Below are 25,817 nucleotides of genomic sequence, written 5' to 3' on the forward strand. Positions count from 1 at the left end.
TCAGATCACCTTCGCTTCGTTCTTGAGCTTGTCCACCAGGGCGGCCACGTCGGCCACCTTGACGCCGGCACCGCGCTTGGGCGGCTCGCTCACCTTGAGCGTCTTCAGGCGCGGCTTGACGTCCACACCCAGGTCTTCGGGCTTGAAGACGTCGAGCGTCTTCTTCTTGGCCTTCATGATGTTCGGCAGCGTCACGTAGCGCGGCTCGTTCAGGCGCAGGTCGGTCGTGATGACGGCGGGCAGCGACAGCGACAGCGTCTCGGCGCCGCCGTCGACTTCGCGCGTCACGCTGACCTTGTCACCCGACACTTCGACCTTCGAGGCGAAGGTGGCCTGCGGCAGGTCGGCCAGCGCGGCGAGCATCTGGCCCGTCTGGTTGGCGTCGTCGTCGATCGCCTGCTTGCCAAGGATGATCAGTTGCGGCTGTTCCTTGTCGACCAGCGCCTTCAACAGCTTGGCGACGGCCAGCGGCTGGAGCTCTTCGGTGGTTTCCACCAGGATGCCGCGGTCGGCACCGATGGCCATCGCGGTGCGCAGGGTTTCCTGGCACTTCGCGTCGCCGCACGAGACGGCGATCACCTCGGTGACCACGCCCTTCTCCTTCAGGCGAACCGCCTCTTCGACGGCGATCTCGTCGAACGGGTTCATGCTCATCTTGACGTTGGCGATGTCGACGCCGGTGCCGTCGGACTTCACGCGAACCTTCACGTTGTAGTCGACGACCCGTTTGACTGGGACCAGAACCTTCATTGGTGTGACTCCATAGATTGCAAAACTGTGTGCCTCGGGGCAGCCGGTCATTCTAGGACGACACTTTTCGCGGGGCTGTCCCTGTGGACACAGGCCTCGCGAGCCACCTTTGGCGCAGAGAAAAGAACGGTCGTGCTTTTCTCGGATTATAAAGGCGCGGCTTCAGGGCGCGAGAAGCCGTCGGGCAGCGACTCGACGCGCAGCACGCGCTGCGGATAGGGAATGTCGATCTTCGCGGCACGCAGGCCCTCGAGGATCGCGATGTTGATGGCCGAGCGCACGTTGTCCTTGCCCTTGTCGGGGTCGGTCACCCAGAAGTGCAGCGTGAACTCCAGCCCGTCGGGCGCGAAGTTGGTGAGGAAGGCGATCGGCACCGGGTCGGCCATGACGCGCGCCTGCGCCGTCGCCGCCCCGACCAGGATGGCCTGCACCTGCGCCACGTCGCTCTCGTAGCCGACCACGATGGCGGTCGTGATGTTGAACTTGCGGTCGGCGATCGACAGGTTCTCCACCCGGCTCGTGATGAGCGATTCGTTCGGCACGATCGCCTCGCGCCCGTTGCCCGCGCGGATGAGGGTGTAGCGCGTCTTGATGTCGGTGATGCGGCCTTCGAAGTTGTCGACCTTCACGTTGTCGCCGATGCGGATCGAGCGCTCCAGCAGGATCACGAAGCCGCTGACGTAGTTGGCCGCCAGCTTCTGCAGGCCGAAGCCCAGGCCGACGCCGAGCGCGCCGCCCAGCACCGACAGCGCCGTCAGATCCACGCCCACGGCCGACAGCGCGAACAAGAGGCCGATGAGCAGCAGGAAGGCGCGGATCGCGTTCGATGCCACCTTGCGCATCGACAGGTCGGTCACGGCTTCGCGCAGGATGCGCTTTTCGACGGTGCTCGAAATCCACAGCGCGATCACGAGCACGAAACCGGCCGACAGCGCGCCTTCGAAGATCGTGCGTACGCTCACGCGGGTCTTGCCGAAGGCCAGCGTGATCTGGTCGAGCTCCGCCAGCACGGGCGGCAGCAGGCCGACGATCCACAGCACCGCGCCGACCCAGGCGATCCACGACACGGTGCGCTCCACCAGCCGCACCAGCGCCGAGCCTGGGAACACGGCCCGCATCACGCGCGCGATCAGCCGGATCACCACCAGCGCCAGGAAGACCGAGACCGCGATGCGCAGCACCACGACCACCTGGTAGTTGAGCACCAGGCGCCGCGCGAGGTCGGTCGCGACCAGCGCCAGCAACGGGAACAGCAGCCCGTCGAAGGTGCGCTCGCCGAACCAGATCGAATCCTTGGGCTGGTCGCGGCCGAACCAGCGCGTCACGCCCCAGGCCAGCGCCACGCAGGCGACCAGCGCGGCCAGTTCGATCCAGAGGCTGCGCGCCTGCACCTGGCCCAGGCGGGCCATGAAGTCGTCGAGGTTCATCACAGGTCCGCCAGGACCCGGACGTGCGCCTCCACGCTGCGCGCCAGGGCATCCAGGTTGTAGCCGCCTTCGAGCATCGACACGATGCGCCCGTGCGCATGGCGCTTGGCCACATCACGCACGCGGTCGGTGATCCAGGCGAAGTCGTTTTCGTTGAGCCGCAGCTGGCCGAGTTCGTCGTCGCGGTGGGCATCGAAGCCGGCGCTGATGAAGATCATCTGCGGCTTGAATTCCTCCAGGCGCGGCATCCACATCATCTCGATCAGCTCCCGCACATCCATGCCCTTGGTGTAGGCCGGGACCGGCAGGTTGAGCATGTTGGCGGCCGGGTGGTCGATGTCGCCGTAGGGGTAGAACGGGTGCTGGAAGATGCCAACCATCAGCACGCGCGGGTCGCCGGCCAGGATGTCCTCGGTGCCGTTGCCGTGGTGCACGTCGAAGTCCACCACCGCCACCCGATCGAGCCCGTGCACCTCCAGCGCATGCCGCGCCGCGATGGCGACGTTGTTCAGGAAGCAGAAACCCATGGCCTGCTCGCGGCAGGCATGGTGCCCGGGCGGGCGGACGGCGCAGAAGGCGTTCTCGATGTCGCCGGCCATCACGGCGTCGGTCGCGGCGATGGCGGCACCGGCCGCCCGGCGCGCCGCCAGCACGGTGTAGCGCATGAGCACGGTGTCGGGGTCGAGCAGGGCCTGGGCCGGGCCGCCGGCGGGGGCGTCCTCGATCAGCCGCTGGCTCAGCGATTCGAGGTGCTCGAGGTGGGCCTCGCTGTGGGCGCGGACGATCTGTGGCAGCGTGGCAAGCGGCACGTCGCCGCGCTCGAGCGCGTCGCCTACGCCGGTGACCAGCAACCGGTCTTCGATGGCATCGAGCCGTTGGGGACACTCCGGGTGCCCCTCGCCCATGTCGTGTTTCCAGCAGTCACGGTGAGTGAAGTAGCCCGTTTTACCCATGTCTCTCTTGCCGACGCCGCGTTGGGCGACCTCACGCCGCGTGGGGCCGAGGGGCCTTGCGGTATTGTTTGCATATGGATACAAAAATGGACGTCGCCGCGAAGCTCGCCAGTTTGCTCGGTCAGCTTAACACGGTGATCGTGGGCAAAGAGGCGCAGGTGCGCGACTGCGTGGCCTGCCTGCTGGCGGGCGGCCACCTCCTGATCGAGGACGTGCCGGGGGTGGGCAAGACCACCCTCGCCCATGCGCTGTCGCACACCTTCGGCCTGCAGTTTTCGCGGGTGCAGTTCACCGCCGACCTGATGCCGGGCGACCTGTCGGGCGTGGCGATCTACGACCGCAACCAGCAGGCCTTCGTGTTCCACCCCGGGCCGATCTTTTCGCAGGTGCTGCTGGCCGACGAGATCAACCGCGCCAGTCCCAAGACCCAGAGCGCGCTGCTCGAGGCGATGGAAGAAAAGCAGGTGACGATCGAGGGCGAGACACGGCCGCTGCCGACGCCCTTCTTCGTGATCGCCACGCAGAACCCGCACGACCAGCTCGGCACCTTCGCGCTCCCCGAGTCGCAGCTGGACCGCTTCCTGATGCGCATCTCGATCGGCTACCCCGACCGCGCCGCCGAGCGCGAGCTGCTGGCCGGCGCCGACCGCCGCGAGATGCTGGCCGGCCTGCCGGCGTTGCTCACGGCCGGCGAACTGAACGCGCTGCAGCAGCGGGTGCAGCAGGTGCATGCGTCCGATGCCTTGCTCAACTACGTGCAGGACCTGATCGCCGCCACGCGCAACGGCCGCTGGTTTCTGCAGGGCCTGTCGCCGCGCGCGGGCATCGCGATCCTGCGGGCCGCCAAGGCGCAGGCGCTGCTGGCCAACCGCGACTACGTGGCGCCTGACGACGTGCAGGCGGTGCTGCCGCAGACCGTGGCGCACCGCGTGACGCCTGTCGGTGACGCCGGCCGCGGCGCCTTCGAGCAGGTGCGCGCCATGGTCGCGGCCGTCCCACTGCCGTGAACCCGCTGGCCGCCACGCGCCGACGCATCGACGGCTGGTTCCTGTCGCGCCGGCCGCCGAGCGATACGCTGGCGCTGACGCAGCGCAATGTCTACATCGTCCCGACGCCGGCCGGCTGGATGCTGGCCGCCACGCTGCTCGTGCTGCTGGTCGCGTCGATCAACTACCAGCTCAACCTCGGCTACCTGCTGACCTTCATGCTGGCCGGCTGCGTGGCGGTCGGCATGCACGTGAGCCACGCGACGCTGCGCGGCCTCTCGATGCACCTGATGCCGCCGGACCCGCAGTACGCCGGCAGCGCGGCCGTCTTCCGCGTGGTGCTGCACAACGCGCGCCGCAGCGTGCGCTACGGCATCGGCCTGGCGGCGCGTGGCAGCGGGCACTGGGCCTGGTGCGACGTGCCAGCGCAGGGGAGCGAGACGGTCGAGATCGCCTTCCAACCCGTACGGCGCGGCCTGCATGCCGTGCCGCCGCTCACGGCCGAGACGCGCTTTCCGCTCGGAGCCTTCCGCGTCTGGACCGTGTGGCGCCCCGCCTCGTCGTTGCTGGTGTACCCGGCGCCGGAGCCACACCCGCCCGCGTTGCCGGCCGGCGAGCCGCTGGCCAGCGACGCCAGCGCGTCGGTCGCGCGTGCCGCCAGCGCTGGCGAGTACGACGGCGTGCGGGCCTACCGCCGCGGCGACCCGCTCAAGCTCGTGGTCTGGAAGAAGGCGGCGCGCGCGCAGGCGGCCGGCTCCGACGAACTGTTCAGCCGCGACACCCAGCAGGCGCAGCGCCAGGAACTCTGGCTCGATGCGCAGAACGCCGCCTTGCCCGATCCTGAAGCCCGCATCTCGCGCCTGTGCGCCTGGGTGCTGATGGCCGACCGGCTGAACATCGACTACGGCCTGCGCGTGGCTGGCCAGCAGGTGCCGCCGTCGCAGGGCGAAGCGCACCGCCGCCGCTGCCTGGAGGTGCTCGCCACATGCGCATGACAGCCTGGCTCGGCGCCCTGCCGCGCGACGCCCGCGACACGCTGTTCCTGCTCGGCGTGATCGGCATCGTGCTGCTGCCGCAGGTGCCCGAGCTGCCGTGGTGGTGCACCGGGCTGACGGCCATCATGCTGGCCTGGCGCGGCACGCTGGCCGTGCAGTCGCGGCCCCTGCCCGGCCGCTGGTGGCTGGTGGCATTGCTGGCCGTGGCGCTGGCCGCCACCTTCGCCACCTACCGCACCGTGCTGGGCCGCGAGGCCGGCGTCACGCTCGTCGTCGTGCTGCTCGCGCTCAAGACGCTGGAGCTGCGCGCGCGGCGCGACGCCTTCGTCATCTTCTTCCTCGGCTTCTTCGCGATGCTGACGAACTTCTTCAGCTCGCAGTCGCTGCTCACCGCCGTGGCGATGCTGCTCGCGCTGCTGGGCCTGCTGACGGCGCTGGTCAACGCCCACATGCCGGTCGGCCGGCCGCCGCTGGCTCAGGCCGCGCGCACAGCAGGATGGATGGCACTGCTGGGCGCGCCGATCATGCTGGCGCTTTTCATGCTGTTCCCGCGCATGGCGCCGCTGTGGGGCACGCCGAACGACCAGATGACCGGGCGCAGCGGGCTGTCGGCCACGATGCGCGTGGGCAGCATCGCGCAGCTCGCGCTCGACGACGGCATCGCCGCCCGCGTCAAGTTCGACGGCGGCCGCGCGCCGCCGCAGCGCGACCTGTATTTCCGCGGTCCGGTGCTGTCGGACTTCGACGGCCGTGAATGGAGCGCGCCGCCGCCCTGGGAACGTGCCTTCCTCATCGCCGACCTGCGCGTGCAGGGCGAGCCGGTGGGCTACGAAGTCACGCTGGAGCCGAGCAACCGCCCCTGGCTGCTGGCGCTCGACGCGCCGGTGAAGCCGCCCGAGATTCCCGGCCTGCGCGTCATGGCCACGCCCGACCTGCAATGGATGGCCAACCGCGCGATCGGCGACCTGCTGCGCTACCGCGCCGAAAGCTACCCGCAGTTCCAGAGCGGCCCGCTGCGGCGCACCGGCGCCCTGCAGCGCTACGTCGCACTGCCGCCGGGCGCCAACCCGCGGACGGTCGCCCTGGCCGCACAGATGAAGGCCGACCCGACGCTCGCCGGCGCCGCCACGCCGGCTTTCGTCAACGCCGCGCTCGAACGCCTGCGCACCGGCGGCTACAGCTACACGCTGGAACCCGGCCTGTACGGCAATGAGACCGCCGACGAGTTCTGGTTCGACCGCAAGGTCGGCTTCTGCGAGCACATCGCCTCGGCCTTCGTCGTGCTGATGCGTGCGCTCGACATCCCGGCGCGCATCGTCACGGGCTACCAGGGTGGCGAGCTCAACGGCGTAGACGGCTACTGGGTGCTGCGGCAGGCCGATGCACATGCCTGGGCCGAGGTGTGGGAAGCCGGCAAGGGCTGGACCCGCGTCGACCCGACCGCCTCCGTCTCGCCCGGCCGCATCGGCGCCTTCCAGCGCCTGGCGGCGCAGCCCGGCCTCTTCGCCGGCGCCATCGGCACCATGAGCCCGACGCTGGCGCAGAACCTGCGCGCGGCCTGGGAAGCGGTCAACAACGGCTGGAACCAGTGGGTGCTCAACTACACACAGAGCCGCCAGCTCGACCTCTTGAAGAACATCGGTTTCGAGGCGCCCAGCCTGCAGGACCTGGCAACCGTGCTGCTGTGGGTACTGATCGCGGCCAGCCTCGCCGGCGCGGGCTGGACCCTGTGGGAACGCAGCCAGCACGACCCTTGGCTGCGCCTGCTGGGCCGGGCGCGGCAGCGGCTGGAGAAGGCTGGCCTGGCGTTGCCCGAGGCCGCACCGCCGCGGCAGATCGCGACGCAGGCGGTCGCGCATTTCGGCGCAGCCGGCCAGCCGGTGCACGACTGGCTGCTTCGGCTGGAAGCCCAGCGCTACGCGAAGACGCCCGAGGCGGGGCTGCCGGCCCTGCGTGCGGAATTCCGCACCCTCGCCTGGCCGCGTTGAAACCATCGGCGCCGGTCGGCGGATGCGCACCGGCCGCACGTCACAATCGACCGATGCGACCTTCCTCCCCGATGGCCCCTGCGCTCCTGGCCGCCCTCCTCGCCTTCGGCGCGCTCTCCGCCACTCCGGCTTCGGCACAGGCGAGCGGCGAGCGCCGCGCCGTCACCGCCGTACGCGGCACCATCCCCTACGCCACGCGCGACGATGCGATGCGTTTCGCCGACGACGTAGCGGCCCGGCGCAACCTCGACCGCAACTGGGTACGCGCGACCATCGGCGCGGCGCGCCTGCTGCCCAACGTGCCGCGCCTGATGCTGCCGGCGCCTGTCGGCACCGCGAAGAACTGGCGGGTTTACCGCAGCCGCTTCATCGACCCGGTGCGCATCGCCGCCGGCGCGCGCTTCTGGCGCGACAACGCAGCGACGCTCGCACGCGCGGAGGCCGAGTACGGTGTGCCGCCGGAGATCGTCGTGGGCATCATCGGCGTGGAGACCATCTACGGCCGCAACATGGGCAACTTCCGCGTGATCGACGCACTGGCCACGCTGTCCTTCGACTTCCCGCAGGCGCACCCGCGCGCCGCCGAGCGCGTCGCCTTCTTCCGCGGCGAACTCGAGAGCTTCCTCAGCACCGAAAGCCGCACGGCCGAAGATCCGATGGTACCGCTCGGCAGCTACGCCGGCGCCATGGGCATGCCGCAGTTCATGCCAAGCAGCATGGCCAAGTACGCCGTCGACTTCGACGGCGACGGCCGCATCGACCTGGTCAACAACCCGGCCGACGTGATCGGCTCGGTGGCCAGCTACTTCAAGGGCTTCGGCTGGCAGCGCGGCATGCCGTCGACCTTCCCGGTGCGCTTCGACACGACCCGCCTGCAAATGCCCATCCTCATGGCGCCCGACATCAAGCCGACCTTCAGCACCGACAGCTTCATGGCGGCCGGCGCGGTGCTCGAGCCCGAGGCCCAACCGTTCCCCGGCCTGCTCGCGCTCATCGAACTGCAGAACGGCGCGGAGTCGCCCAGCTATGTCGCGGGCACGCAGAACTTCTACGTGATCACCCGCTACAACTGGAGCAGCTACTACGCGATGTCGGTGCTGGACCTGGGCAACGAGGTCAAGGCGGCGATGGCGCAATGAACGCGCGGGCGGCCTTCGACGCCCACTGGCGGGCGGCCTGGTCGGCGATGGGCATCGACACGCCGCCGAACGCCCTGCGCGACGCGCTCCTGGTCCGCTACGCCGAACCGCATCGCCGCTACCACACGCTGCAGCATCTGGGCGAGTGCCTCGACGCCATCGAGCGCGAACGCGCCCACGCGCAGCGGCCCGGCGAAGTCGCGCTGGGCCTGTGGTTCCACGACGCCATCTACGACCTGCAGGCCCACGACAACGAAGCGCAGAGTGCCGACTGGGCCCGCGATGCGCTGCGCACCGCAGGCGTTGATGCGGACGCCTCACAGCGCGTGCACGACCTGATCATGGCGACGAAGCACGACGCGCAGCCGACCGATGCGGATGCGCGACTGCTGGTCGACATCGACCTGGCGATCCTCGGCGCGCCGCCCGAGCGCTTCGCCGAGTACGAAGCGCAGATCCGCGCCGAATACGCGCACGTGCCGCCCGATGTCTTCGAGCCGCGGCGGCGGCTGATCCTGGCTCGCTTCCTGGCGCGCGATCCGCTCTACCAGACCCCCGGCATGCGGGCGTGCTGCGAAACGCAGGCGCGCATCAACCTCCGCGGCGCCATCGGCGACTGAAGCCGCTCAGTCGAAGCGGCTGCGGCCTCGCACCGCGCCCGCAGCATCGACCAGCAGGCCTTCGCCCATCTGGACGAATTCGCCGGTCAGCGCGGTGATGTTCACCTGGTGCGTCACCCAGACGTCGAAGCGTCCGGCCGGAATCGCCCCCAGCGCGGCACGCAGCGCCGCCGTGCCCTCGGCCGCAGCGGCCGAGCGGCGGGTGTCGTCGAAGGTGGAGTTGAGCGGTTCCCAGACGACATGCCGGCCGAAGGCCAGGTCGGCCGTGTCCTTGCAGCGGCACCATGCGCTGGAACGTACCGCCTGCGGCGCCAGGCCGCGCTGCCGAAACCAGGCGCCGAGGCGACGCGACGCGGCCTGCCCTTCTTCGCTCAGGTTGCGCTGCGTACTGCAGGCGCCCAGCTGAAAGCCGGGTGGATCGCCGACGCCCGGCGTGGTCTGGCCATGCCGCAGCAACACGGCGCAGCGGCCCTCGCGCAGGCGAGGCACCAACAGGTCGTCGGCACGGGCGGTGCCACCCGACAGGGCCGCGAGGAAGGCGAAGGCCTGGAACTGTCGACGCTGCATGAAGAAGACCTCGCTGAATCCGGATGGCGGGTTCGACCATCATCCGGCGCGGAGGTTCACGCCGTCAACGCGGCAACCCCGCATCGGTCAGCCGCACCACCCGTCCGGAGCGCACGCCGAGCGCCCGGCCATCCTGCCAGGCAGGCCGTCCATTGACGATGACGGTGTCGATGCCCTCGGCCCGCAGCGTGGGCGCATCCCAGGTCGCGCGGTCGGCAACGCGGTCGGCATCGAAGACGGTGATGTCGGCGAAGGCGCCTTCGCGCAGCACGCCACGGCCCGGTAGCCGGAAGTGGCGCGCGGTGAGCCCGGTCATCTTGTGCACCGCCTCTTCGAGCGAGAACAGGCCGACGTCGCGGCAGTAGTGGCCCAGCACCCGCGGGAAGGTGCCCCACAGGCGCGGATGCGGCGCGGTGTCGTGCGGCATGCCATCGGAGCCGATCATGGTCTGCGGAAAGGCCAGCACGCGCCGCACGTCGGCCTCGTCCATCAGGAAATAGATGGCGCCGGCGGGCAGCAGCCGGTCGACCGCGTCCTCCATCGACACGCCCAGGCGCTGCGCGATCACGTCGAGGTCCATGCCGGCGAACTCGGGGTGCGGCTGCGACGTGGTGACGATGATGCGGCTCGACACGGGGATGCGGTCCTTGCGCAGGATGGTGGAGCCCGCGCAGTACGGGTAGCAGTCGAGCGCGATCGACTGGTGCGCCATGGCCGCGCGCACGTGCGCCAGCGTATGGACCGAGCGGCCGTGGTTGCGCGGGCCGATCAGCTTGTGGTGCGAGACCACCACCGGCGCGTCGACGGCACGGCCGATCGCGAAAGCCTCGTCGAGCGCGGCGAAGACGTGGTCGCCCTCGTCGCGGATGTGGCTCGCATACACGCCGCCGTAGGCGCCGATCACCTCGGCCACCTGCGCCATCTCGTCGGTGGTAGCCGGCATCGCCGTGGGGTAGGCGGCGCCGGTCGACAGGCCGATGGCGCCGCTGGCCATCGCCTCGTCGAGCAATGCGCGCATGTGCGCGATCTCCTCGGGCGTGGCGGCGCAGTCGAGCTGCGGCATGGTGGCTGCACGCAGCGTGGTGTGGCCGACGAGGCAGGCCGCGTTGACCGCCGCAGGTGCGGCTTCCAGACGCGCCAGGTAGGCCGCGAAGGTGGCGTCGCCGAACAGCGCCGGATCGTGACCGAGCAGGTTCAGCGGCGGCGGCACGGTGGCACCTGCCGGTGCGCCCCAAGGCGCGAGGCTGATGCCGCAGTTGCCGGTGACGACCGTCGTCACGCCCTGGCTCAGCTTGGCCGGCATGTCCGGGTCGAGCAGCAGGTAACGGTCGTCGTGGGTGTGCGAGTCGATGAAGCCCGGTGCGACGATGCGGCCGGCGGCATCGATCTCGGCGGCGCCGCGCTGGCCCGACAGATCGCCGATCGCAGCCACGCGCGCACCGCGGATGCCGACGTCGGCGGAGCGCCGCGCGGCGCCCGTGCCGTCGATCAGCGTGCCATGGCGCAGCAGCAGGTCGAAGTCGGCCATGTGCGAACGCTCAATCGATCTTGGCGCCCGAGCGCTTGATCACGTCGGCCCACAGCGGGCGTTCCTTCTTCGCGAGGTCGAACAGGTCCTGGCGCGGGCCGGTGTGGATCTCGTAGGCCTGCGTGGCCAGCTGCTGCTTCACCGCCGGCGAATTCAGTGCCTTGTTGAAGGCGGCGTTGAGCGTGTCGAGGATCTTCGGGTCGACGCCGGCCGCGGCCACGTAGCCGGTCCAGGCCACGGCCTGGTAGTTCTTCAGGCCGGTCTCGGCGATGGTGGGCAGCTCGGGCAGGCGGCTGTCGCGCGTGGCGCCGGTCACGGCCAGCGCGGTGATCTTGCCGCTCTTGAGGTGCGGCGCGATGGACGTGATGTTCTCGAACACCAGGTCGACCTCGCCGCGCATCAGCGCCAGGTCAGCTTCCAGGCCCCCCTTGTACGGGATGTGCACGATCGACACGCCCGCCATCGTCTTGAACATCTCCGCGCTCAGGTGGCCGGTGGTGCCGTTGCCGCCCGAGGCCACGGTCAGCTTGCCCGGCGCCTTCTTGGCCATGGCGATGAGGCCGGCCACGTCCTTCACGCCGAGGTCGCTGCGCACGGCCAGCACGTTCTGCACCGAGCCGGTGAGCGCCACGGGCGCGAGCTGCGTGTCGGCGTCGTAGGGCAGCTTTTGGTAGAGCGACTGGTTGATCGCCAGCGTCGCCACGTTGGCGTAGGCGATGGTGTAGCCATCCGCCGGGGCGGCGATGGTGGCTTGCGTGCCGATGATGCCGGACGCGCCGACGCGGTTCATCACCACCACCGACTGGCCGAGCTCGCGGCCCACCGCATCGGCCAGCAGGCGCGAGACGATGTCGGGCGTGGTGCCGGCGTTGAAAGGCACGATCAGCGTGATCGGCTTGTCGGGGTACGCGGCCTGCGCATGGCCGTACAGGGCCAGCGCGACGAGGGGTGCGGCCAGCGCCTGGAGCAGCCAGCGGCGAGAGGATGGAAAAGAAACGTTGAAGCGCGACATGGACAGGACTTTCTGAAGATCGAATGGAAGGGCTTGCGGTCTCCTGGGCCTCGCTGCACCGGAACGGCGGCGTCGGCCTCATTGCTATGAAAACGGTGCGTGGGATGCGGCGGCTAGCGCTCGGCCCGCACCATCGCGGCCTGCAGCACCGGCAGGTCGACGTTGCCGCCCGACAGCACGATGACGGCGCCCTGCCCGTCGAGCGACAGGTGGCCGGCCAGCAGCGCGGCGAGCGCGACGCTGCCGCCGGGCTCGACGACCAGGTGCAGTTCTTCCAGCGCGAAGCGCATCGCATGCGCGACCTCGTCGTCGGTCACCGACACGGCCTGGCTCAGCAGCGGCTGGTTGATGGCGAAGGGCAGCTCGGCGGGCGTCGCGGCCTGCAGGGCGTCGCACAGGGTGCGGGCGCCCGGGGCGTTGGTCTCGCGTCGGCCGCTCTGCAGCGAGCGCACGGTGTCGTCGAAGCTCGCCGGCTCGACCGCCACGCGCCGCGCCTGCGGGCTCAGCGCATCGAGCACCAGGCAGCAGCCCGCCATCAGGCCGCCACCGCCGCACGGCGCGGCGAACAGGCCGAGCTTCTCGCGCTCGCCGGGCGGCAGGTCTTCGAGCGCCTCGAGCGCCACCGTGCCTTGTGCCGCGAGCACATCAGGGTGGTCGCCCGGCGGGACCAGTGTGCCGCCGGTCTCGGCCAGCAAGCGCATGCCGATGTCCTCGCGGCTTTCCTTCTCGCGGTCGTAGTGCACGACCTGCGCGCCCTGCGCGATGGCGCGCGCCACCTTGTTCTTCGGCGCATCGACCGGCATCACGATGGTGGCCGACACGCCCAGTTGCCGCGCCGCCCAGGCGATGGCCTGGCCGTGGTTGCCGGTCGAATAGGCGACGACGCCGCGCTGGCGCTCGGCCGGGGTGAGCGCCAGCAAGGCATTGAAGGCACCACGGGCCTTGAACGAGCCGGTGACCTGCAGGCTCTCGGGCTTGAGCCAGACGGCGCCGCCCGCCAGCGCATCGAGCCGCGGCGAACGCAGCAGCTGCGTGCGGCGCACGTGCGGGGCGATGGCCTGCGCGGCGCGCTGCACGTCGTCGAAGCGCGGCACGCGCATCGTGCCGAGCATCGCGTGTTCGATGTGGGCGGGAAGCGAGGTGGCATTGATCGTCATCGCGCGCTCCTTCACGCCGGGTTCCACACGGGCGGCTCGGTGCTGCCGGTCTGGGTCGTGAGGTGGGTGTAGGCCTCGAGGCGGCGATGCTGGGCGAAGTTGAAGATGGTGGTGCGGCCCAACTGGCACATGTCGAGGTGGCAGTCAGCCACCAGCAGCTCGTCGTCCCAGGTGGAGGCCATGGCCATCACTTCGCCCTGCGGGTTGACGATGACCGAGTGGCCCATCAGTTCGAAGCCGTCTTCGTTGCCGGCCTTGGCCACGCCCACGCCGAAGGTGGCGTTCTGGTAGCAGCCGGCCTGGATGGACAGCTGCGAATGGAACTGGCGCTGGTACGGCGCCTCGAAGCCGCGGTTCTCCTGGTTCACGGCCGGCGTGTTGTAGCCCAGCATGACCAGCTCGACCTGCTGCAGGCCCAGCTCGCGCCAGGCTTCGGGCCAGCGGCGGTCGTTGCAGATCAGCATGCCGAGGTTCACGCCATCGACCGGGCCGACCGGTGCGCGCACGACCGGAAAACCGAGGTTGCCCACCTCGAAATAGCGCTTCTCCAGGTGCTGCACCTTGCGGATGGTCGAGAACTCCTTGTGCCCTGGCAGGTGGACCTTGCGGTACTTGAGCACGATCTCGCCCGACGGCGCGATCACCACCGAGGTGTTGAAGCGGCGCTTGCGCACCACGCCGGTCTCATCGGCCTCGTGCGCGATCTCGGCATAGCCCAGGTAGCAGGTGATGCCGTAGCGGCGGATGGCGTCGAAGATCGGCTGCGTGGCGGGCGACGGCAACGCCTCTTCGTACCAGGCGTCCGCTTCGTCCAGGTTCTCGACGTACCAGCGCGGGAAGAAGGTGGTGAGCGCCAGTTCGGGAAACACCACGACGTTCGCGCCGCGTTGATGCGCGCGCTCGAGCAGGCGCACCATGCGGGCGACGACGGCATCGCGGCCCTCGGCCCTCTGGATGGGCCCGAGCTGGGCGGCGGCGACGGTGATGAGGCGGGTCATGAGGGCGGGGCGTGGAGTGGGTCTGGGCCGGATGATCCGGCCTGTAGCAGCCACGGCCAATCGCGCTGGAACCACCCTGGCAGGCCGTGCGGATACCCGCAGGATGCGCACAAGTGGTTGATTCACAAAGAAAACATTACCGTCACCGACCGACCGACGCACCCTAATCAATAACCGCGCGTTATGGCTGCGGGACAAAAGGTGATGGGCATGTGCGCGCCGATGTCGACCGGTCACAACGACAGGTGCCGGTACTCCCAACACCGTGAAAGTCTTGCAGCTTGGTTTGCATTCGCGCCTCAGCCGCTTGGAGAGCCGGGGTCAGTGGTCACACACCCGGGCGTCCGTCAGAGTCTCCGGCTACCCCCCCGCTGCTTACGATGAAAGAGGCGGAGCGCAGTAAAAGGCAGACAGAATGCGGCCGGCGGCCACCACACGAGGACAAAGGGCGGGCGACTCAGACTACCTTCCGCGTGACCAAGCAGCATTCTTTGGGTACACAGCAGCAGGCAGCCACTCTCAGCGTCGCCGGAGCGAACGTGCCACGCAACCGACAGCAAGCCGAGCCATTCGACACAGTGACTAAGCAGACCAGCGTCAACCCAGGAACTTGACCCTGCTTCGGCTGACATGGTTTCCAAGCGCAACAGGGGCTCGTCCGCTTTAGACTCCAAAACTTACACGCACGTAGTCCGGGACCTCATGAGCTTGATCGTTGGCCGCGTCGTTGGCGAGCAAGTATTTCTGTTCGCCGATACCGAGATTACCTATTCGAATGTTGCACGTCGACCCGTTACCAGTGGCTGCCTAAAGCTTTACCGGATTACTCCAAGCGTCGCCCTTGGCTTCGCGGGCGATGTCGCCGATTTCGCGGCTTTCCTTCCGATGGTCAGAGGACTCACCGACGCCGAAGAAATACTCGCCAGAGCGGAGGCAGCCTTTGAGGCCGGCTCTCGATTCGATGTTCTAGTGGCCCAAGCGGGAGCAGGAGAAATTCAACTCCTCAAGAACGGGAAACGCGAAGTTAGTGGTGCTGGTTTTGTGGGAGATGCACCAGCATATGGGCATTTTCAGCAGTCCTTCCATGCACACTCCAACACTGGTGCGATGCTGGAGCAACGCGTATCGCTCACCATGCGTCGCTTGCCGGAGCCTCTGAACGGGCGAGATGAGTACTTGCGCATGTTCGACAGTTTGGTTGACGTGATCGAATCGAGGGCGTTCCCAACAGTCGGTGGTCTTGCAACGTCCCTGTGCACGGACCGCGGGGTGTTCACGTACATGAACTATGCGGCCGCCGTCTCAGATCGGTTGAGCCTAGAACGTTTTACAGAAGTACCTCAACGAATCGACTTTGGCACCGCGGAAGGCGGTGGATACGCGCTTGAAGTCTGGCCAGCGGCCAGTGATCCCAGCCTACTAGCGTTCTACATCCCTCCGGGTGGCTTCGGCGGCGTATTCGAGGAGGACGATTCCGGCATGAGGTGGGCGCGTCTCGTTGTTGCACCGACGCCTGCCCATTGGTCACTCCAGACCAAGTCATTGGGATATGACATTCAGTCCAGCTTTCTATCCGCCCACCATTGCGGCCCATTGGCCGAGGATCTGCTTGGACAGAATAAGTTCGACGACGCCGTATTCGTCTATGAGCTTACTCGTGACACAAACGAACTGGATGAACGTCCGCCGCTGCGCGACCGCTTTTCCGCCGGATACGCCCATGCCCTTATCGGTGCAGGTCGCCGACAGAACGCGATCGAGATGCTTCGGGGGCTGCAGCGGACTGGCCGCCTGGGGCAGAGTTGCTCTGCGCTCCTTCAGGAGTTATCAAGAGGCAACGACTGATCCCCCGAGCCCCACGTCCATGATCCGCGTTCCGGCAGCCTCGGCAGCGAACGGCGATGAAGGCCTCAACAATGGAATACGGCTGCTGTGACTTAGCCAGTTCACATGAGGATCATGATTGCCTCGCTGACCTCATCGCGTTTCCTGTGGGCGCCAATTTTTGGCCCAAAGCCGGTTCGTATTTGCGTAAACGGCCGTTCGCCGCATGGTTGCCAACGGCTCGTGACCGAGACACGCGCCCCGCAAATCCCAGGCAGTGACGGCAGCGCCGACGTCTCAGCTCAGGAAGACAACGCACGCGCGGGCGCATGCTCGCCCGGGTGCTCGGTCAGCGTCGGGGCGATCGCGGTGTCGCGGCCCTCTTCCTTGAGCACGCGCTTGACCACGGCCAGGAATTCCTTCGCCATGGCCGACAGCGGGCTGACGTTGGTGTGGATCAGGTAGATGCGGTGCGACAGCGGCGGCGACAGCGGCTTAAGCACCACGCCGTCGTGCGCCGAGCGCCGCGCGCCGAAGGCCTCGATCAGCGCCACGCCGACGCCTTCTCGCACCAGGCCCATCGCCTCGGGCGTGGAGCGGATCTCGATGTCGGCGCGCAGCGGCAGGCCCGCCGCCGCGAAGAAATCGGCCGACAGCCGGCCGAAGGGCGTCTCGCGCCCGTAGCTGATGAAGGTCTGGCCCACCAGGTCGGCGGCGCCGACGGCGTCGGCCTGCGCCAGCGGGTGCGACTCGGGCACCGCGCATTCGATGAAGCTGTGGCCGATCGCGCGCGCCGCCGCGTTGGCGCTCGGTGGCGGCGGCATCGACGAGATCGCCAGGTCGGCATGCCCCAGCAGCACGTGCGGCAGCAGTGAATCAAAGGGCAACGGCCGGTACTTGATGCGCACGTCGGGGAAGCGGGCCCGGAAGCGCCGGATGGCCACGGGAATCAGCCACTCGCTGTAACTCGGGCTCGACACCAGGGACAGTTCGCCGTGGGCGCCACCGGCCAGGTCGGCGGCCAGCGCATTGAAGCGGCGCACGCCCTCCAGGATGCTTTCCACCTCCGAGAACAGCCGACGCGCCTCGGGCGTGGGCTGCAGGCGGCCCCGCACACGCTCGAACATCAGCATGCGCAGCCGGCTTTCGACCGTCGCCAGCACGCGGCTGACGGCAGGCTGCGACACCGACAGCATGCGCGCCGCCCCGCTGAGCGAGCCGGCGATCATGATGGCGTGGAAGACTTCGATCTGCCGCAGGTTCAGCGGCACGGGCGGGGTCGGGAGCTTGGCAGGCATGGAGCGAGAGACGGACTGCCCTCCCCATGCAAGGACCACGCCACCGTGGCCGCCCGTGGCTGGCGATCAGCGCACCTTGCCGTCCTTCCAGGCGCTCAGCAGCTTGTTGTAGTCGATGGTTTCACCCTTCGGCTTCTCGTTGGCCAGCTTCTTCCAGGGGGCCTGCTTGTCGCTCAGCCACTTGTCCGGGTCGCCCTTGGCGTTGAGCTTGGGCGCGCAATGGGCCATGCCGGCGCGCTGCAGGCGGGCCATCACGTTGTCCATCTCATCGGCCAGGTTGTCCATCGCCTTCTGCGGCGTCTTCTCGCCCGTCACCGCTTCGGCCACGTTCTTCCACCACAGCTGCGCGAGCTTCGGGTAGTCGGGCACGTTGGTGCCCGTGGGCGTCCAGGCCACGCGCGCCGGGCTGCGATAGAACTCGACCAGCCCGCCCAGCTTGGGCGCCATGTCGGTCATCGCCTTGCTCTGGATGTCGGACTCACGGATCGGCGTCAGGCCGACGATGGTCTTCTTGAGCGACACGCTCTTGGACGTGACGAACTGAGCGTAGAGCCAGGCCGCCGCCGTCTTGTTGGCGTCGTGCCCGTTGAAGAAGGACCACGAGCCCACGTCCTGGTAGCCGTTCTGCATGCCCTGCTTCCAGTACGGGCCGTTCGGGCCGGGTGCCATGCGCCACTTCGGTGTGCCGTCGTCGTTCACCACCGGCAGGCCCTTCTTGGTCATGTCGGCGGTGAAGGCCGTGTACCAGAAGATCTGCTGCGCGATCTGCCCCTGCGCCGGCACGGGCCCGGCTTCGCCGAAGGTCATGCCCATCGCTTCCTTGGGCGCGTACTTCTTCATCCAGTCGATGTACTTGGTCAGCGCATAGACGGCTGCCGGCGAGTTGGTGGCGCCGCCGCGCGACACCGACGCGCCCACCGGCGTGCACTTGTCGTCGGCCACGCGGATGCCCCATTCGTCGATCGGCATGCCGTTGGGGTTGCCGATGTCGGCGGTGCCGGCCATGGACAGCCAGGCGTCGGTGAAGCGCCAGCCGAGCGACGGGTCCTTCTTGCCGTAGTCCATGTGGCCGTAGATCGGCTTGCCGTCGATGGTCTTCACGTCGACGCTGAAGAACTCGGCGATGTCCTCGTAGGCGCTCCAGTTGAGCGGCACGCCCAGGTCGTAGCCGTACTTGGCCTTGAACTTGTCCTTCAGGTCGGGCCGCGCGAACAGGTCCGCCCGGAACCAGTAGAGGTTGGCGAACTGCTGGTCGGGCAACTGGTAGAGCTTGCCGTCGGGCGCGGTGGTGAACTTGGTGCCGATGAAGTCCTTCACGTCGAGGCCGGGGTTCGTGAACTCCTTGCCCGCGCCGGCCATGTAGTCGGTGAGGTTCATCATCTTGCCGTAGCGGTAGTGCGTGCCGATGAGGTCGGAGTCGGAGATCCAGCCGTCGTAGATCGACTTGCCCGACTGCATCGAGGTCTGCAGCTTCTCGACCACGTCGCCCTCCTGGATCAGGTCGTGCTTGACCTTGATGCCGGTGACCTCCTCGAAGGCCTTGGCCAGCGTCTTCGATTCGTACTCGTGCGTCGTGATGGTCTCCGAGACCACGGAGATTTCCCGCACGCCCTTCGCCTGCAGTTTCTTGGCGGCATCGATGAACCACTTCATCTCGGCCGTCTGCTGGTCCTTGCTCAGGGTCGACGGCTGGAATTCGCTGTCGATCCATTTCTTGGCTTCGGCCTCGCCGGCCGAGGCACCGTGCGCGGCGCACATCGCCGCTGCCAGTGCCAATGTCGTGTAGCGCATCTTCATGAGTTTGTCTCCTCAGTGGTTGCTTCCCCGGTGTTGTCTGATCGCGGCTCCGGGGAAACGGAGAGCCGGATTCCTGAAGGCGTGCGTGCTCAGCCCTTTCGCATCACCAATGCGAGCAAGCCCATCGACAGCACGAAGCTGATCCAGATCGACGGCTCGGCCTCGAGCGACATCCACTCCTGGAACTTCCCGGCGAGGCCGATGAAGACCAGGTTGAGGTACGCCGCGGACAGCAGGCCGATGAAGAGCCGGTCGCCGCGGGTGGTTTCCATCGGCAGCCAGCCGCGCCGCAGCGTGGTGGGCGACTTGTATTCCCACACCGTCATGCCCACGAGCATGAGCGCGATGCAGGTGAAGAACACGGCCACCGGGGTGGTCCAGACCATCCAGTCGAACATGCTTGTCTCCTCAGACGCGGCCCATCGCAAAGCCTTTTGCGATGTAGTGGCGGACGAACCAGATCACGATCGCGCCGGGCACGATGGTCAGCACGCCGGCCGCGGCCAGCGTGGCCCAGTCCATGCCCGAGGCGCTCACGGTGCGCGTCATCGTCGCCACGATCGGCTTCGCATTCACGCTGGTGAGCGTGCGGGCCAGCAGCAGCTCGACCCAGCTGAACATGAAGCAGAAGAACGCCGCCACGCCGACGCCCGCCTTGATGAGTGGCAGGAAGATCGTGAGGAAGAAGCGCGGGAACGAGTAGCCGTCGATGTAGGCCGTCTCGTCGATCTCGCGCGGGATGCCGCTCATGAAGCCTTCGAGGATCCACACCGCCAGCGGCACGTTGAACAGCAGGTGCGCCAGCGCCACGCCCAGGTGCGTGTCCATCAGCCCCACCGTGCTGTAGAGCTGGAAGAAAGGCAGCAGGAAGACCGCCGGCGGCGTCATGCGGTTGGTCAGCAGCCAGAAGAACACGTGCTTGTCGCCGAGGAAGGAGTAGCGCGAGAAGGCATAGGCCGCCGGCAGGGCCACGGTGAGCGAGATCACCGTGTTGATGCCCACGTAGATCAGGCTGTTGATGTAGCCCGAGTACCACGACTCGTCGGTGAAGATGCGCGCGTAGTTGGCCCAGGTGAGCTGCTGCGGAAAGAACGAGAAGCTCGAGAGGATCTCCTCGTTCGTCTTGAAGCTCATGTTGATCATCCAGTAGATGGGCAACAGCGCGAAGACGATGTACAGCACCAGGAAGATGCTGCGCTTGTGAAAACGTCGGTCGTTCATCGGGTTTCCTCCATGTCCTGCGTGCCCACGCGCTGCATCCAGTTGTAGAGGATGAAGCAGAACAGCAGGATGATCAGAAAGTAGATCAGCGAGAAGGCCGCGGCCGGCCCGAGGTCGAACTGCCCTACCGCCTTCTGCGTGAGGTACTGGCTCAGGAAGGTGGTCGCATTGCCCGGCCCGCCGCCCGTCAGCACGAAGGGCTCGGTGTAGATCATGAAGCTGTCCATGAAGCGCAGCAGCACCGCGATCATCAGCACGCCGCGCATCTTGGGCAGCTGGATGTAGCGGAACACCGCGAACTTGCTGGCGCCGTCGATGCGTGCGGCCTGGTAGTAGGCATCGGGAATCGAGCGCAGCCCGGCGTAGCCGAGCAAGGCGACCAGCGGCGTCCAGTGCCACACGTCCATCACCAGCACCGTGAGCCAGGCATCGGTCGCGTTGCCGGTGTAGCTGTAGTCGACGCCGATCTTCTGCAGCATGAAGCCGAGCAGGCCGATGTCCGCGCGGCCGTAGATCTGCCAGATGGTGCCGACCACGTTCCACGGAATCAGCAACGACAGCGCGACGATCACCAGCACCGCCGACGCCTTCCAGCCCGTGGCCGGCATCGAGAGCGCCAGGCAGATGCCCAGCGGGATCTCGACCAACAGCACCGACAGCGAGAAACCGAGCTGCCGGTAGAGCGCCGCATGCAGTTCGTCGTCGCGCATCACCGCCGCGAACCATTCGGTGCCGACGAACACGCGCCGCTCGGGCGAGATGATGTCCTGCACCGAGTAGTTGACCACCGTCATCAGCGGCACGATGGCCGAGAAGGCCACGCAGATCAGCACCGGCAGGATCAGGAACCAGGCCTTCTGGTTGATGGGTTTGTTGGTAGCGTTCATGCCACGAGCTCCTCGTCGCGGTAGTAGCAGGTGTGCGGGTCCAGCACCTTGAGCCACACGATGTCGCCGGCGGTCGGCATCAGCGCGTCGGACGACAGCCGGGCCTTCAGCTTCGTGCCACCGGCATCGGCGCTGAGCATGGCGTGGGTGCCGACGTCTTGCACCTGCGTCACGGTCGCAGGAATCGCGCCAGGCGCCTGGGGGTCGGCGATGCGAAGGTACTCGGGGCGGATGCCGAGCTTGAGCGCCCCGTCGGGCAGTTCGCGCAAGCCGGCCAGCCGGACACCCGCGACCTCGAGCGCCCCGCCCTGGCTCTGCGCAGGGACGAAGTTCATGCCCGGCGAGCCGATGAAGTGCCCGACGAAGGTGTGGGCCGGCCGTTCGAACAGCGCCTCTGCACTGCCGACCTGCACCGCCTTGCCGCGCGTCATCACCACCACCTCTTCGGCGAAGGTCAGGGCCTCGACCTGGTCGTGCGTGACATAGATCAGCGTGAGCTTGAGTTCGCGGTGGATCTGCTTGAGCTTGCGCCGCAGCTGCCACTTGAGGTGCGGGTCGATCACGGTGAGCGGTTCGTCGAACAGCACCGCCGACACGTCCGAGCGCACCAGGCCACGGCCCAGCGAGATCTTCTGCTTGGCGTCGGCCGCCAGCCCGGCGGCGCGCTGGTTGAGCTGCCCGCTCATGTCGAGCATCTCCGCGATCTCGCCGACGCGCTTCCTGATCTGTTCGGCCGGCACCTTGCGGTTGCGCAGCGGAAAAGCGAGGTTCTCGGCCACCGTCATGGTGTCGTAGATGACCGGGAACTGGAACACCTGCGCGATGTTGCGTTCCTGCGGCGTGGCACGCGTCATGTCGCGGCCGTCGAAGGTCACCGTGCCCTGCGACGGCACCAGCAGGCCCGAGATGATGTTGAGCATGGTGGTCTTGCCGCAGCCGGAGGGGCCGAGCAACGCATAGGCGCCGCCGTCGCGGAAGCTCATCTTCAACGGCAGCAGCGCGTAGTCGCTGTCCTGCGTGGGGTTGGCGCGGTAGGCGTGCGCCAGGTCGAGGTCGATGCGGGCCATGGTCAGTTCCCCTTGCGCCAGGCCGGCGCCACCACCAGCTTCTCACTGGCGTCGAAGACATAGGCGCGAGCCGCGTTGAAGTGCAGCGTGATCGGGGTGCCCAGCTCAAAGCGATGCACGCCGGTCAGCTGCGCCACCAGTTCGCCGACGGTGGTGTGCACATGCACGAAGGTGTCGGATCCGGAGATCTCGGCCAGTTCGACCTTGCCGGGCAAGGCGATGCCGCCTGGCCCGGCCTGCACGTCGAGCGCGCTGGCGCGCAGGCCGATGGTGACGGCACCGCCGCTGCCCGCCGGCAACGCCATCGGCAGCAAGGGACCGCCGGCCAGTTGCACGCCCTCGGGCGTGGCCGTGCCGGGCAGTAGGTTCATCGGCGGGTCGCTGAAGGCGCGCGCCACCCGCAGCGACTGCGGCGCGTGGAAGACTTCGGCCGTCGGCCCGTACTGGAGCAGTTCACCCGCATCCAGCACCGCGGTGTAGCCGCCCAGCAGCAAGGCCTCGCCCGGTTCGGTGGTGGCGTAGATGACGGTGGAGTCGCCGCTGGCGAACAGCTGCGCCAGCTCTTCGCGCAGCCCTTCGCGGAGTTTGTAGTCGAGGTTGACCAGGGGCTCGTCGAGCAGCATCAGCGGCGCGTTCTTGGCCAGCGCACGCGCCAGCGCCACGCGCTGCTGCTGGCCCCCGGACAGCTCGGCCGGCAGGCGGTCGAGGAACATGCCGATGTGCAGCTTGTCCGCGAGTTCGCGGACGCGGGCGTCGATGCCCTTCTCGCCGCGCAGCTTGAGCGGCGACGCGATGTTGTCCGCCACCGTGAGCGACGGATAGTTGATGAACTGCTGGTACACCATCGCGACGTTGCGCTCGCGCACCGGCCGGCCGGTGACGTCCTCGGCGTCCACCAGGACGCGGCCGCTGCTCGGCACGTCGAGGCCCGCCATGATGCGCATCAGGCTGGTCTTGCCGGCCTGTGTCGCGCCCAGCAGCACCGTGACGGCGCCGCTGCGCGGTGTCAGGCTCTGCTCATGGAGCCACGTCTGCGCGCCCACCTTCTTGGTGATGCGCTCGAGGGTCAGTTGCATCGGTGTGTCTCTCGTCGTTGTTGTCGTCGAACCATCGCGCGACCGCGGCACGCTCTTGTGGCGTGTAGCGCAGGCCGAGCTTCGAGCGGCGCCACAAGGCGTCGTCCGCCGTGCGCACCCATTCCTGCGCATGCAGGTAACGCAGTTCGGCATCGTGCAGGCCGGGGGCCACTTCGACGCCCAGGTCGGCCAGCGCGGTCGCATTGCCCAGCACCTCGGCGATGCGCGCGCCGTAGGCGTGGGCCAGTCGGCGCGCGAGCGGCGCGGGCAGCCAGGCATGTCGCTTCTGCACGGCAGCGACGAAGCGCTCGAAGTCCTCGTCGGGGCGCTTCGGCGCACCGATCCAGCCCGACAAGTCGCCGCCCGCGAGGAAGGCGCCCTCCGTCCAGGCCGGACGCTTGTCGCCGAGCATGCGGCCGACCTCGTCCGCTGCGTCTTCCGCCAGCTTGCGGAAGGTGGTGATCTTGCCGCCCCACACCGACAGCAGCGGTGCGGCGGTGGTGTTGGCTTCGAGCAGGTAGTCACGCGTGACGGCCGACGGGTCGCCCGACGCATCGTCCAGCAGCGGGCGCACGCCGGAGTAGGTCCACACGACATCGGCGGGGACGACCGGCTTCTCGAAGTAGCGGCTGGCCTGGGCGCAGAGGTAGTCGATCTCTTCGGGCGAGATGCGCGCCGCGCCCGGGTCGTCGGAACCGATCTCGACGTCGGTGGTGCCGATCAGCGTGTAGTCGTCCTGGTAGGGGATCGCGAAGATGATCCGCTTGTCCGGGTTCTGGAAGATGTAGGCATGGTCGTGTTCGAAGATGCGCTTGACCACGATGTGGCTGCCCTTGACCAGGCGCAGGCTCTTGGTCGCGAGCGACTCGCCGTTGGCCGCCTTCGCCGTGTTGCGCAGGAAGGACTCGGCCCAGGGGCCGGCCGCATTGACCACCGCGCGAGCCCGCACAGTGCGGATGCCGTCCGGGCCATCGAGCGCGGCGGTCCAGCCGTCGGCGTCGCGCTGCACCGCCGTGCAGCGGGTGCGCGTGAGGATCTGTGCGCCGCGCGCGCGGGCGTCGACCGCGTTGAGCACCACCAGACGCGCGTCGTCGACCCAGCCGTCGGAATACACGAAGCCGCGCTTGTACTGCGGCTTGAGCGGCTGGCCGGCCTTGTGCTTGCGCAGATCGACGGTGCGCGAACCCGGCAGCACCTCGCGCTTGGCGAGGTGGTCGTACAGGAACAGGCCCATGCGCACCATCCAGGCCGGTCGCATCGACGGGTCGTGCGGCATCACGAAGCGCAGCGGCCACATGATGTGCGGCGCGCTCTTGAGCAGCACCTCGCGCTCCTGCAGCGCCTTGCGCACCAGCGAGAACTCGTAGTACTCCAGGTAGCGCAGGCCCCCGTGGATCAGCTTGGTCGACGACGACGAGGTGTGGGCGGCCAGGTCGTCCTTCTCGCACAGCACCACCTGGAAACCACGCCCCGCCAGGTCACGCGCGATGCCGCAGCCGTTGATGCCGCCACCGACGACGAGCACGTCGCATTCGGTCGCCGTGGCCACAACGGGAGAGAACAAATCGTTCACGAGGGAGGACCGCTCTGAAGTAACTGCTGGGTTGCCGGAGGGGAGCGAAGGACTTTCGCCTTGGTTCATTTTGGTTCCTTATGACGCGCATAAGATTGTAGTTTTCCCCTAGACAGTTCGTTTTTGTTCGATTTAGAGTGTTGCATCCCTCCCACCCCATGCCACGCTTGAACCCCAACCCCCGCCAGCTGCGCCTGCTCGACACGGTGCGGGCCCGCGGCACGGTGATGGTGGAAGAGCTGGCCGAGATGCTCGGCGTCACCCTGCAGACGGTGCGGCGCGACGTTCAGCGGCTGGCCGACGAAGGGCTGCTCACGCGCTTCCACGGCGGCGTGCGGGTGCCCAGTTCGACGACCGAGAACATCGGCTACCCGCAACGGGCGTCGCTGCACGCCGAAGGCAAGGCGCGCATCGCCCGTGCCGTGGCGGCGCGCGTGCCCAACGACTGCTCGCTGATCCTCAACGTCGGCACCACCACCGAAGCCATCGCGCAGGCATTGATGCGGCACACCGGCCTGCGCGTGATCACCAACAACCTCAACGTGGCGACGATCCTCAGCGGCAACCCGGCGTGCGAAGTGATCGTCGCGGGCGGCTCGGTGCGCGCGCGCGACCGCGCCATCGTGGGTGAGGCGACCATCGATTTCATCCGCCAGTTCAAGGTCGACATCGCGCTGATCGGCGTGTCCAGCATCGAGGCCGACGGGTCGCTCCGCGACTTCGACCTGCGGGAGGTCAAGGTCGCGCAGACCATCATCGCGCAGGCGCGCGAGGTGTGGCTCGCCGCCGATGCCAGCAAGTTCAACCGGCCGGCCATGATCCAGCTCGGGACGCTGTCGGACATCGACCGGCTCTTCACCGACGCCGAACCGCCGGCCCCCTTTCCCGCCCTGCTCGACAGCGCCCAGGTGCGCTGCGAGATCGCAAGCGACCATTGACGACGAAGGCGCGCCC

At 68.0% G+C, this 25,817-nt stretch carries 23 protein-coding genes; 7 read left to right on the forward strand and 16 right to left on the reverse strand.

What is annotated here, in order from left to right:
- The 3 genes from QTH86_RS07705 to QTH86_RS07715 form a co-directional block, all read right to left on the reverse strand.
- A complete protein-coding gene (locus QTH86_RS07705) occupies window positions 1-750 on the reverse strand; it encodes an electron transfer flavoprotein subunit beta/FixA family protein (RefSeq protein ID WP_286645259.1) in 750 nt (249 codons plus the stop codon).
- 146 nt (window positions 751-896) lie between these two features.
- The gene (locus tag QTH86_RS07710; RefSeq protein ID WP_286645258.1) at window positions 897-2,177 is read right to left on the reverse strand and encodes a mechanosensitive ion channel family protein; all 1,281 of its coding nucleotides are present in this window, start codon (window positions 2,175-2,177) and stop codon (window positions 897-899) included.
- Window positions 2,177-3,130 carry a histone deacetylase family protein gene (locus QTH86_RS07715; protein ID WP_286645257.1) on the reverse strand — a complete coding sequence of 318 codons (954 nt, stop codon included), beginning with the start codon at window positions 3,128-3,130 and terminating at the stop codon, window positions 2,177-2,179. Before QTH86_RS07715 ends, QTH86_RS07710 begins: the two co-directional genes overlap by 1 nt.
- An 86-nt stretch (window positions 3,131-3,216) precedes the next feature.
- Between QTH86_RS07715 and QTH86_RS07720 the strand changes: the two genes are divergently transcribed.
- From QTH86_RS07720 to QTH86_RS07740, 5 genes are all read left to right on the forward strand, one after another.
- A complete protein-coding gene (locus QTH86_RS07720; protein WP_286645256.1) occupies window positions 3,217-4,137 on the forward strand; it encodes an AAA family ATPase in 921 nt (306 codons plus the stop codon).
- Window positions 4,134-5,111: a DUF58 domain-containing protein gene (locus QTH86_RS07725; protein ID WP_286645255.1), complete on the forward strand. Its 978-nt coding sequence runs from the start codon at window positions 4,134-4,136 to the stop codon at window positions 5,109-5,111. Before QTH86_RS07720 ends, QTH86_RS07725 begins: the two co-directional genes overlap by 4 nt.
- The gene (locus QTH86_RS07730) at window positions 5,102-7,099 is read left to right on the forward strand and encodes a transglutaminase TgpA family protein (protein ID WP_286645254.1); all 1,998 of its coding nucleotides are present in this window, start codon (window positions 5,102-5,104) and stop codon (window positions 7,097-7,099) included. The genes QTH86_RS07725 and QTH86_RS07730 overlap by 10 nt, the downstream gene beginning before the upstream one ends.
- Before the next feature lie 71 nt (window positions 7,100-7,170).
- A complete protein-coding gene (mltB, locus tag QTH86_RS07735) occupies window positions 7,171-8,238 on the forward strand; it encodes a lytic murein transglycosylase B (protein ID WP_286645253.1) in 1,068 nt (355 codons plus the stop codon).
- Complete coding sequence (locus QTH86_RS07740) at window positions 8,235-8,858, forward strand: HD domain-containing protein (protein ID WP_286645252.1); 624 nt, start codon at window positions 8,235-8,237, stop codon at window positions 8,856-8,858. The genes mltB and QTH86_RS07740 overlap by 4 nt, the downstream gene beginning before the upstream one ends.
- A 6-nt stretch (window positions 8,859-8,864) precedes the next feature.
- Here QTH86_RS07740 and QTH86_RS07745 read toward each other — a convergent pair whose 3' ends face one another.
- From QTH86_RS07745 to QTH86_RS07765, 5 genes are all read right to left on the reverse strand, one after another.
- Window positions 8,865-9,425, reverse strand: coding sequence for a histidine phosphatase family protein (locus tag QTH86_RS07745; RefSeq protein WP_286645251.1), 561 nt, complete (start codon window positions 9,423-9,425; stop codon window positions 8,865-8,867).
- A gap of 64 nt (window positions 9,426-9,489) precedes the next feature.
- Window positions 9,490-10,953: an N-acyl-D-amino-acid deacylase family protein gene (locus tag QTH86_RS07750; protein ID WP_286645250.1), complete on the reverse strand. Its 1,464-nt coding sequence runs from the start codon at window positions 10,951-10,953 to the stop codon at window positions 9,490-9,492.
- Window positions 10,954-10,963: 10 nt separating this feature from the next.
- Window positions 10,964-11,965 carry a Bug family tripartite tricarboxylate transporter substrate binding protein gene (locus QTH86_RS07755; protein WP_286645249.1) on the reverse strand — a complete coding sequence of 334 codons (1,002 nt, stop codon included), beginning with the start codon at window positions 11,963-11,965 and terminating at the stop codon, window positions 10,964-10,966.
- 113 nt (window positions 11,966-12,078) lie between these two features.
- Complete coding sequence (locus QTH86_RS07760; protein WP_286645248.1) at window positions 12,079-13,122, reverse strand: threonine ammonia-lyase; 1,044 nt, start codon at window positions 13,120-13,122, stop codon at window positions 12,079-12,081.
- Window positions 13,123-13,133: 11 nt separating this feature from the next.
- Complete coding sequence (locus QTH86_RS07765) at window positions 13,134-14,120, reverse strand: N-carbamoyl-D-amino-acid hydrolase (RefSeq protein ID WP_286645247.1); 987 nt, start codon at window positions 14,118-14,120, stop codon at window positions 13,134-13,136.
- Window positions 14,121-14,822: 702 nt separating this feature from the next.
- Here QTH86_RS07765 and QTH86_RS07770 point away from each other — a divergent pair.
- Window positions 14,823-15,965 carry a hypothetical protein gene (locus QTH86_RS07770; protein ID WP_286645246.1) on the forward strand — a complete coding sequence of 381 codons (1,143 nt, stop codon included), beginning with the start codon at window positions 14,823-14,825 and terminating at the stop codon, window positions 15,963-15,965.
- Window positions 15,966-16,246: 281 nt separating this feature from the next.
- Here the strand turns inward: QTH86_RS07770 and QTH86_RS07775 are convergent, their stop codons facing one another.
- The 8 genes from QTH86_RS07775 to glpD all read right to left on the reverse strand — a co-directional run bounded on the left by QTH86_RS07775 (window position 16,247) and on the right by glpD (window position 24,932).
- Window positions 16,247-17,242, reverse strand: coding sequence for a LysR substrate-binding domain-containing protein (locus QTH86_RS07775; protein WP_286645245.1), 996 nt, complete (start codon window positions 17,240-17,242; stop codon window positions 16,247-16,249).
- Between the two features lie 66 nt (window positions 17,243-17,308).
- Window positions 17,309-19,039 (reverse strand): ABC transporter substrate-binding protein, encoded by a 1,731-nt coding sequence (locus tag QTH86_RS07780; RefSeq protein ID WP_286645244.1) that lies wholly within the window; start codon window positions 19,037-19,039, stop codon window positions 17,309-17,311.
- Window positions 19,040-19,128: 89 nt separating this feature from the next.
- On the reverse strand, window positions 19,129-19,437 hold the full coding sequence (locus QTH86_RS07785) for a DUF2160 domain-containing protein (RefSeq protein ID WP_286645243.1): 309 nt from the start codon (window positions 19,435-19,437) through the stop codon (window positions 19,129-19,131).
- A 10-nt stretch (window positions 19,438-19,447) separates the two neighbouring features.
- Window positions 19,448-20,260: a carbohydrate ABC transporter permease gene (locus QTH86_RS07790; protein ID WP_286645242.1), complete on the reverse strand. Its 813-nt coding sequence runs from the start codon at window positions 20,258-20,260 to the stop codon at window positions 19,448-19,450.
- Window positions 20,257-21,147 (reverse strand): carbohydrate ABC transporter permease, encoded by an 891-nt coding sequence (locus tag QTH86_RS07795; protein ID WP_286645241.1) that lies wholly within the window; start codon window positions 21,145-21,147, stop codon window positions 20,257-20,259. Before QTH86_RS07795 ends, QTH86_RS07790 begins: the two co-directional genes overlap by 4 nt.
- Entirely contained in the window at window positions 21,144-22,214 is a 1,071-nt protein-coding gene (locus QTH86_RS07800; protein WP_286645240.1) for an ABC transporter ATP-binding protein, read from the reverse strand. Before QTH86_RS07800 ends, QTH86_RS07795 begins: the two co-directional genes overlap by 4 nt.
- Window positions 22,215-22,216: 2 nt before the next feature.
- Complete coding sequence (locus QTH86_RS07805) at window positions 22,217-23,290, reverse strand: ABC transporter ATP-binding protein (RefSeq protein ID WP_286645239.1); 1,074 nt, start codon at window positions 23,288-23,290, stop codon at window positions 22,217-22,219.
- On the reverse strand, window positions 23,232-24,932 hold the full coding sequence (gene glpD, locus QTH86_RS07810) for a glycerol-3-phosphate dehydrogenase (RefSeq protein WP_444813608.1): 1,701 nt from the start codon (window positions 24,930-24,932) through the stop codon (window positions 23,232-23,234). Before glpD ends, QTH86_RS07805 begins: the two co-directional genes overlap by 59 nt.
- A gap of 98 nt (window positions 24,933-25,030) precedes the next feature.
- Between glpD and QTH86_RS07815 the strand changes: the two genes are divergently transcribed.
- The gene (locus tag QTH86_RS07815) at window positions 25,031-25,801 is read left to right on the forward strand and encodes a DeoR/GlpR family DNA-binding transcription regulator (protein ID WP_286646743.1); all 771 of its coding nucleotides are present in this window, start codon (window positions 25,031-25,033) and stop codon (window positions 25,799-25,801) included.
- Window positions 25,802-25,817 lie beyond the last annotated feature (16 nt).

This window comes from Variovorax sp. J2L1-78, from assembly GCF_030317205.1.
Taxonomy (GTDB): domain Bacteria; phylum Pseudomonadota; class Gammaproteobacteria; order Burkholderiales; family Burkholderiaceae_C; genus Variovorax; species Variovorax arabinosiphilus.

What these genes read in the sequence shown, in the direction of transcription:
- QTH86_RS07705 (WP_286645259.1), bottom strand. Translation starts at nt 750, where the DNA reads ATGAAGGTTCTGGTCCCAGTCAAACGGGTCGTCGACTACAACGTGAAG.
- QTH86_RS07710 (WP_286645258.1), bottom strand. Translation starts at nt 2,177, where the DNA reads ATGAACCTCGACGACTTCATGGCCCGCCTGGGCCAGGTGCAGGCGCGC.
- QTH86_RS07715 (WP_286645257.1), bottom strand. Translation starts at nt 3,130, where the DNA reads ATGGGTAAAACGGGCTACTTCACTCACCGTGACTGCTGGAAACACGAC.
- QTH86_RS07720 (WP_286645256.1), top strand. Translation starts at nt 3,217, where the DNA reads ATGGACGTCGCCGCGAAGCTCGCCAGTTTGCTCGGTCAGCTTAACACG.
- QTH86_RS07730 (WP_286645254.1), top strand. Translation starts at nt 5,102, where the DNA reads ATGCGCATGACAGCCTGGCTCGGCGCCCTGCCGCGCGACGCCCGCGAC.
- mltB (WP_286645253.1), top strand. Translation starts at nt 7,171, where the DNA reads ATGGCCCCTGCGCTCCTGGCCGCCCTCCTCGCCTTCGGCGCGCTCTCC.
- QTH86_RS07740 (WP_286645252.1), top strand. Translation starts at nt 8,235, where the DNA reads ATGAACGCGCGGGCGGCCTTCGACGCCCACTGGCGGGCGGCCTGGTCG.
- QTH86_RS07745 (WP_286645251.1), bottom strand. Translation starts at nt 9,425, where the DNA reads ATGCAGCGTCGACAGTTCCAGGCCTTCGCCTTCCTCGCGGCCCTGTCG.
- QTH86_RS07750 (WP_286645250.1), bottom strand. Translation starts at nt 10,953, where the DNA reads ATGGCCGACTTCGACCTGCTGCTGCGCCATGGCACGCTGATCGACGGC.
- QTH86_RS07755 (WP_286645249.1), bottom strand. Translation starts at nt 11,965, where the DNA reads ATGTCGCGCTTCAACGTTTCTTTTCCATCCTCTCGCCGCTGGCTGCTC.
- QTH86_RS07760 (WP_286645248.1), bottom strand. Translation starts at nt 13,122, where the DNA reads ATGACGATCAATGCCACCTCGCTTCCCGCCCACATCGAACACGCGATG.
- QTH86_RS07765 (WP_286645247.1), bottom strand. Translation starts at nt 14,120, where the DNA reads ATGACCCGCCTCATCACCGTCGCCGCCGCCCAGCTCGGGCCCATCCAG.
- QTH86_RS07770 (WP_286645246.1), top strand. Translation starts at nt 14,823, where the DNA reads ATGAGCTTGATCGTTGGCCGCGTCGTTGGCGAGCAAGTATTTCTGTTC.
- QTH86_RS07775 (WP_286645245.1), bottom strand. Translation starts at nt 17,242, where the DNA reads ATGCCTGCCAAGCTCCCGACCCCGCCCGTGCCGCTGAACCTGCGGCAG.
- QTH86_RS07780 (WP_286645244.1), bottom strand. Translation starts at nt 19,039, where the DNA reads ATGAAGATGCGCTACACGACATTGGCACTGGCAGCGGCGATGTGCGCC.
- QTH86_RS07785 (WP_286645243.1), bottom strand. Translation starts at nt 19,437, where the DNA reads ATGTTCGACTGGATGGTCTGGACCACCCCGGTGGCCGTGTTCTTCACC.
- QTH86_RS07790 (WP_286645242.1), bottom strand. Translation starts at nt 20,260, where the DNA reads ATGAACGACCGACGTTTTCACAAGCGCAGCATCTTCCTGGTGCTGTAC.
- QTH86_RS07795 (WP_286645241.1), bottom strand. Translation starts at nt 21,147, where the DNA reads ATGAACGCTACCAACAAACCCATCAACCAGAAGGCCTGGTTCCTGATC.
- QTH86_RS07800 (WP_286645240.1), bottom strand. Translation starts at nt 22,214, where the DNA reads ATGGCCCGCATCGACCTCGACCTGGCGCACGCCTACCGCGCCAACCCC.
- QTH86_RS07805 (WP_286645239.1), bottom strand. Translation starts at nt 23,290, where the DNA reads ATGCAACTGACCCTCGAGCGCATCACCAAGAAGGTGGGCGCGCAGACG.
- glpD (WP_444813608.1), bottom strand. Translation starts at nt 24,932, where the DNA reads ATGAACCAAGGCGAAAGTCCTTCGCTCCCCTCCGGCAACCCAGCAGTT.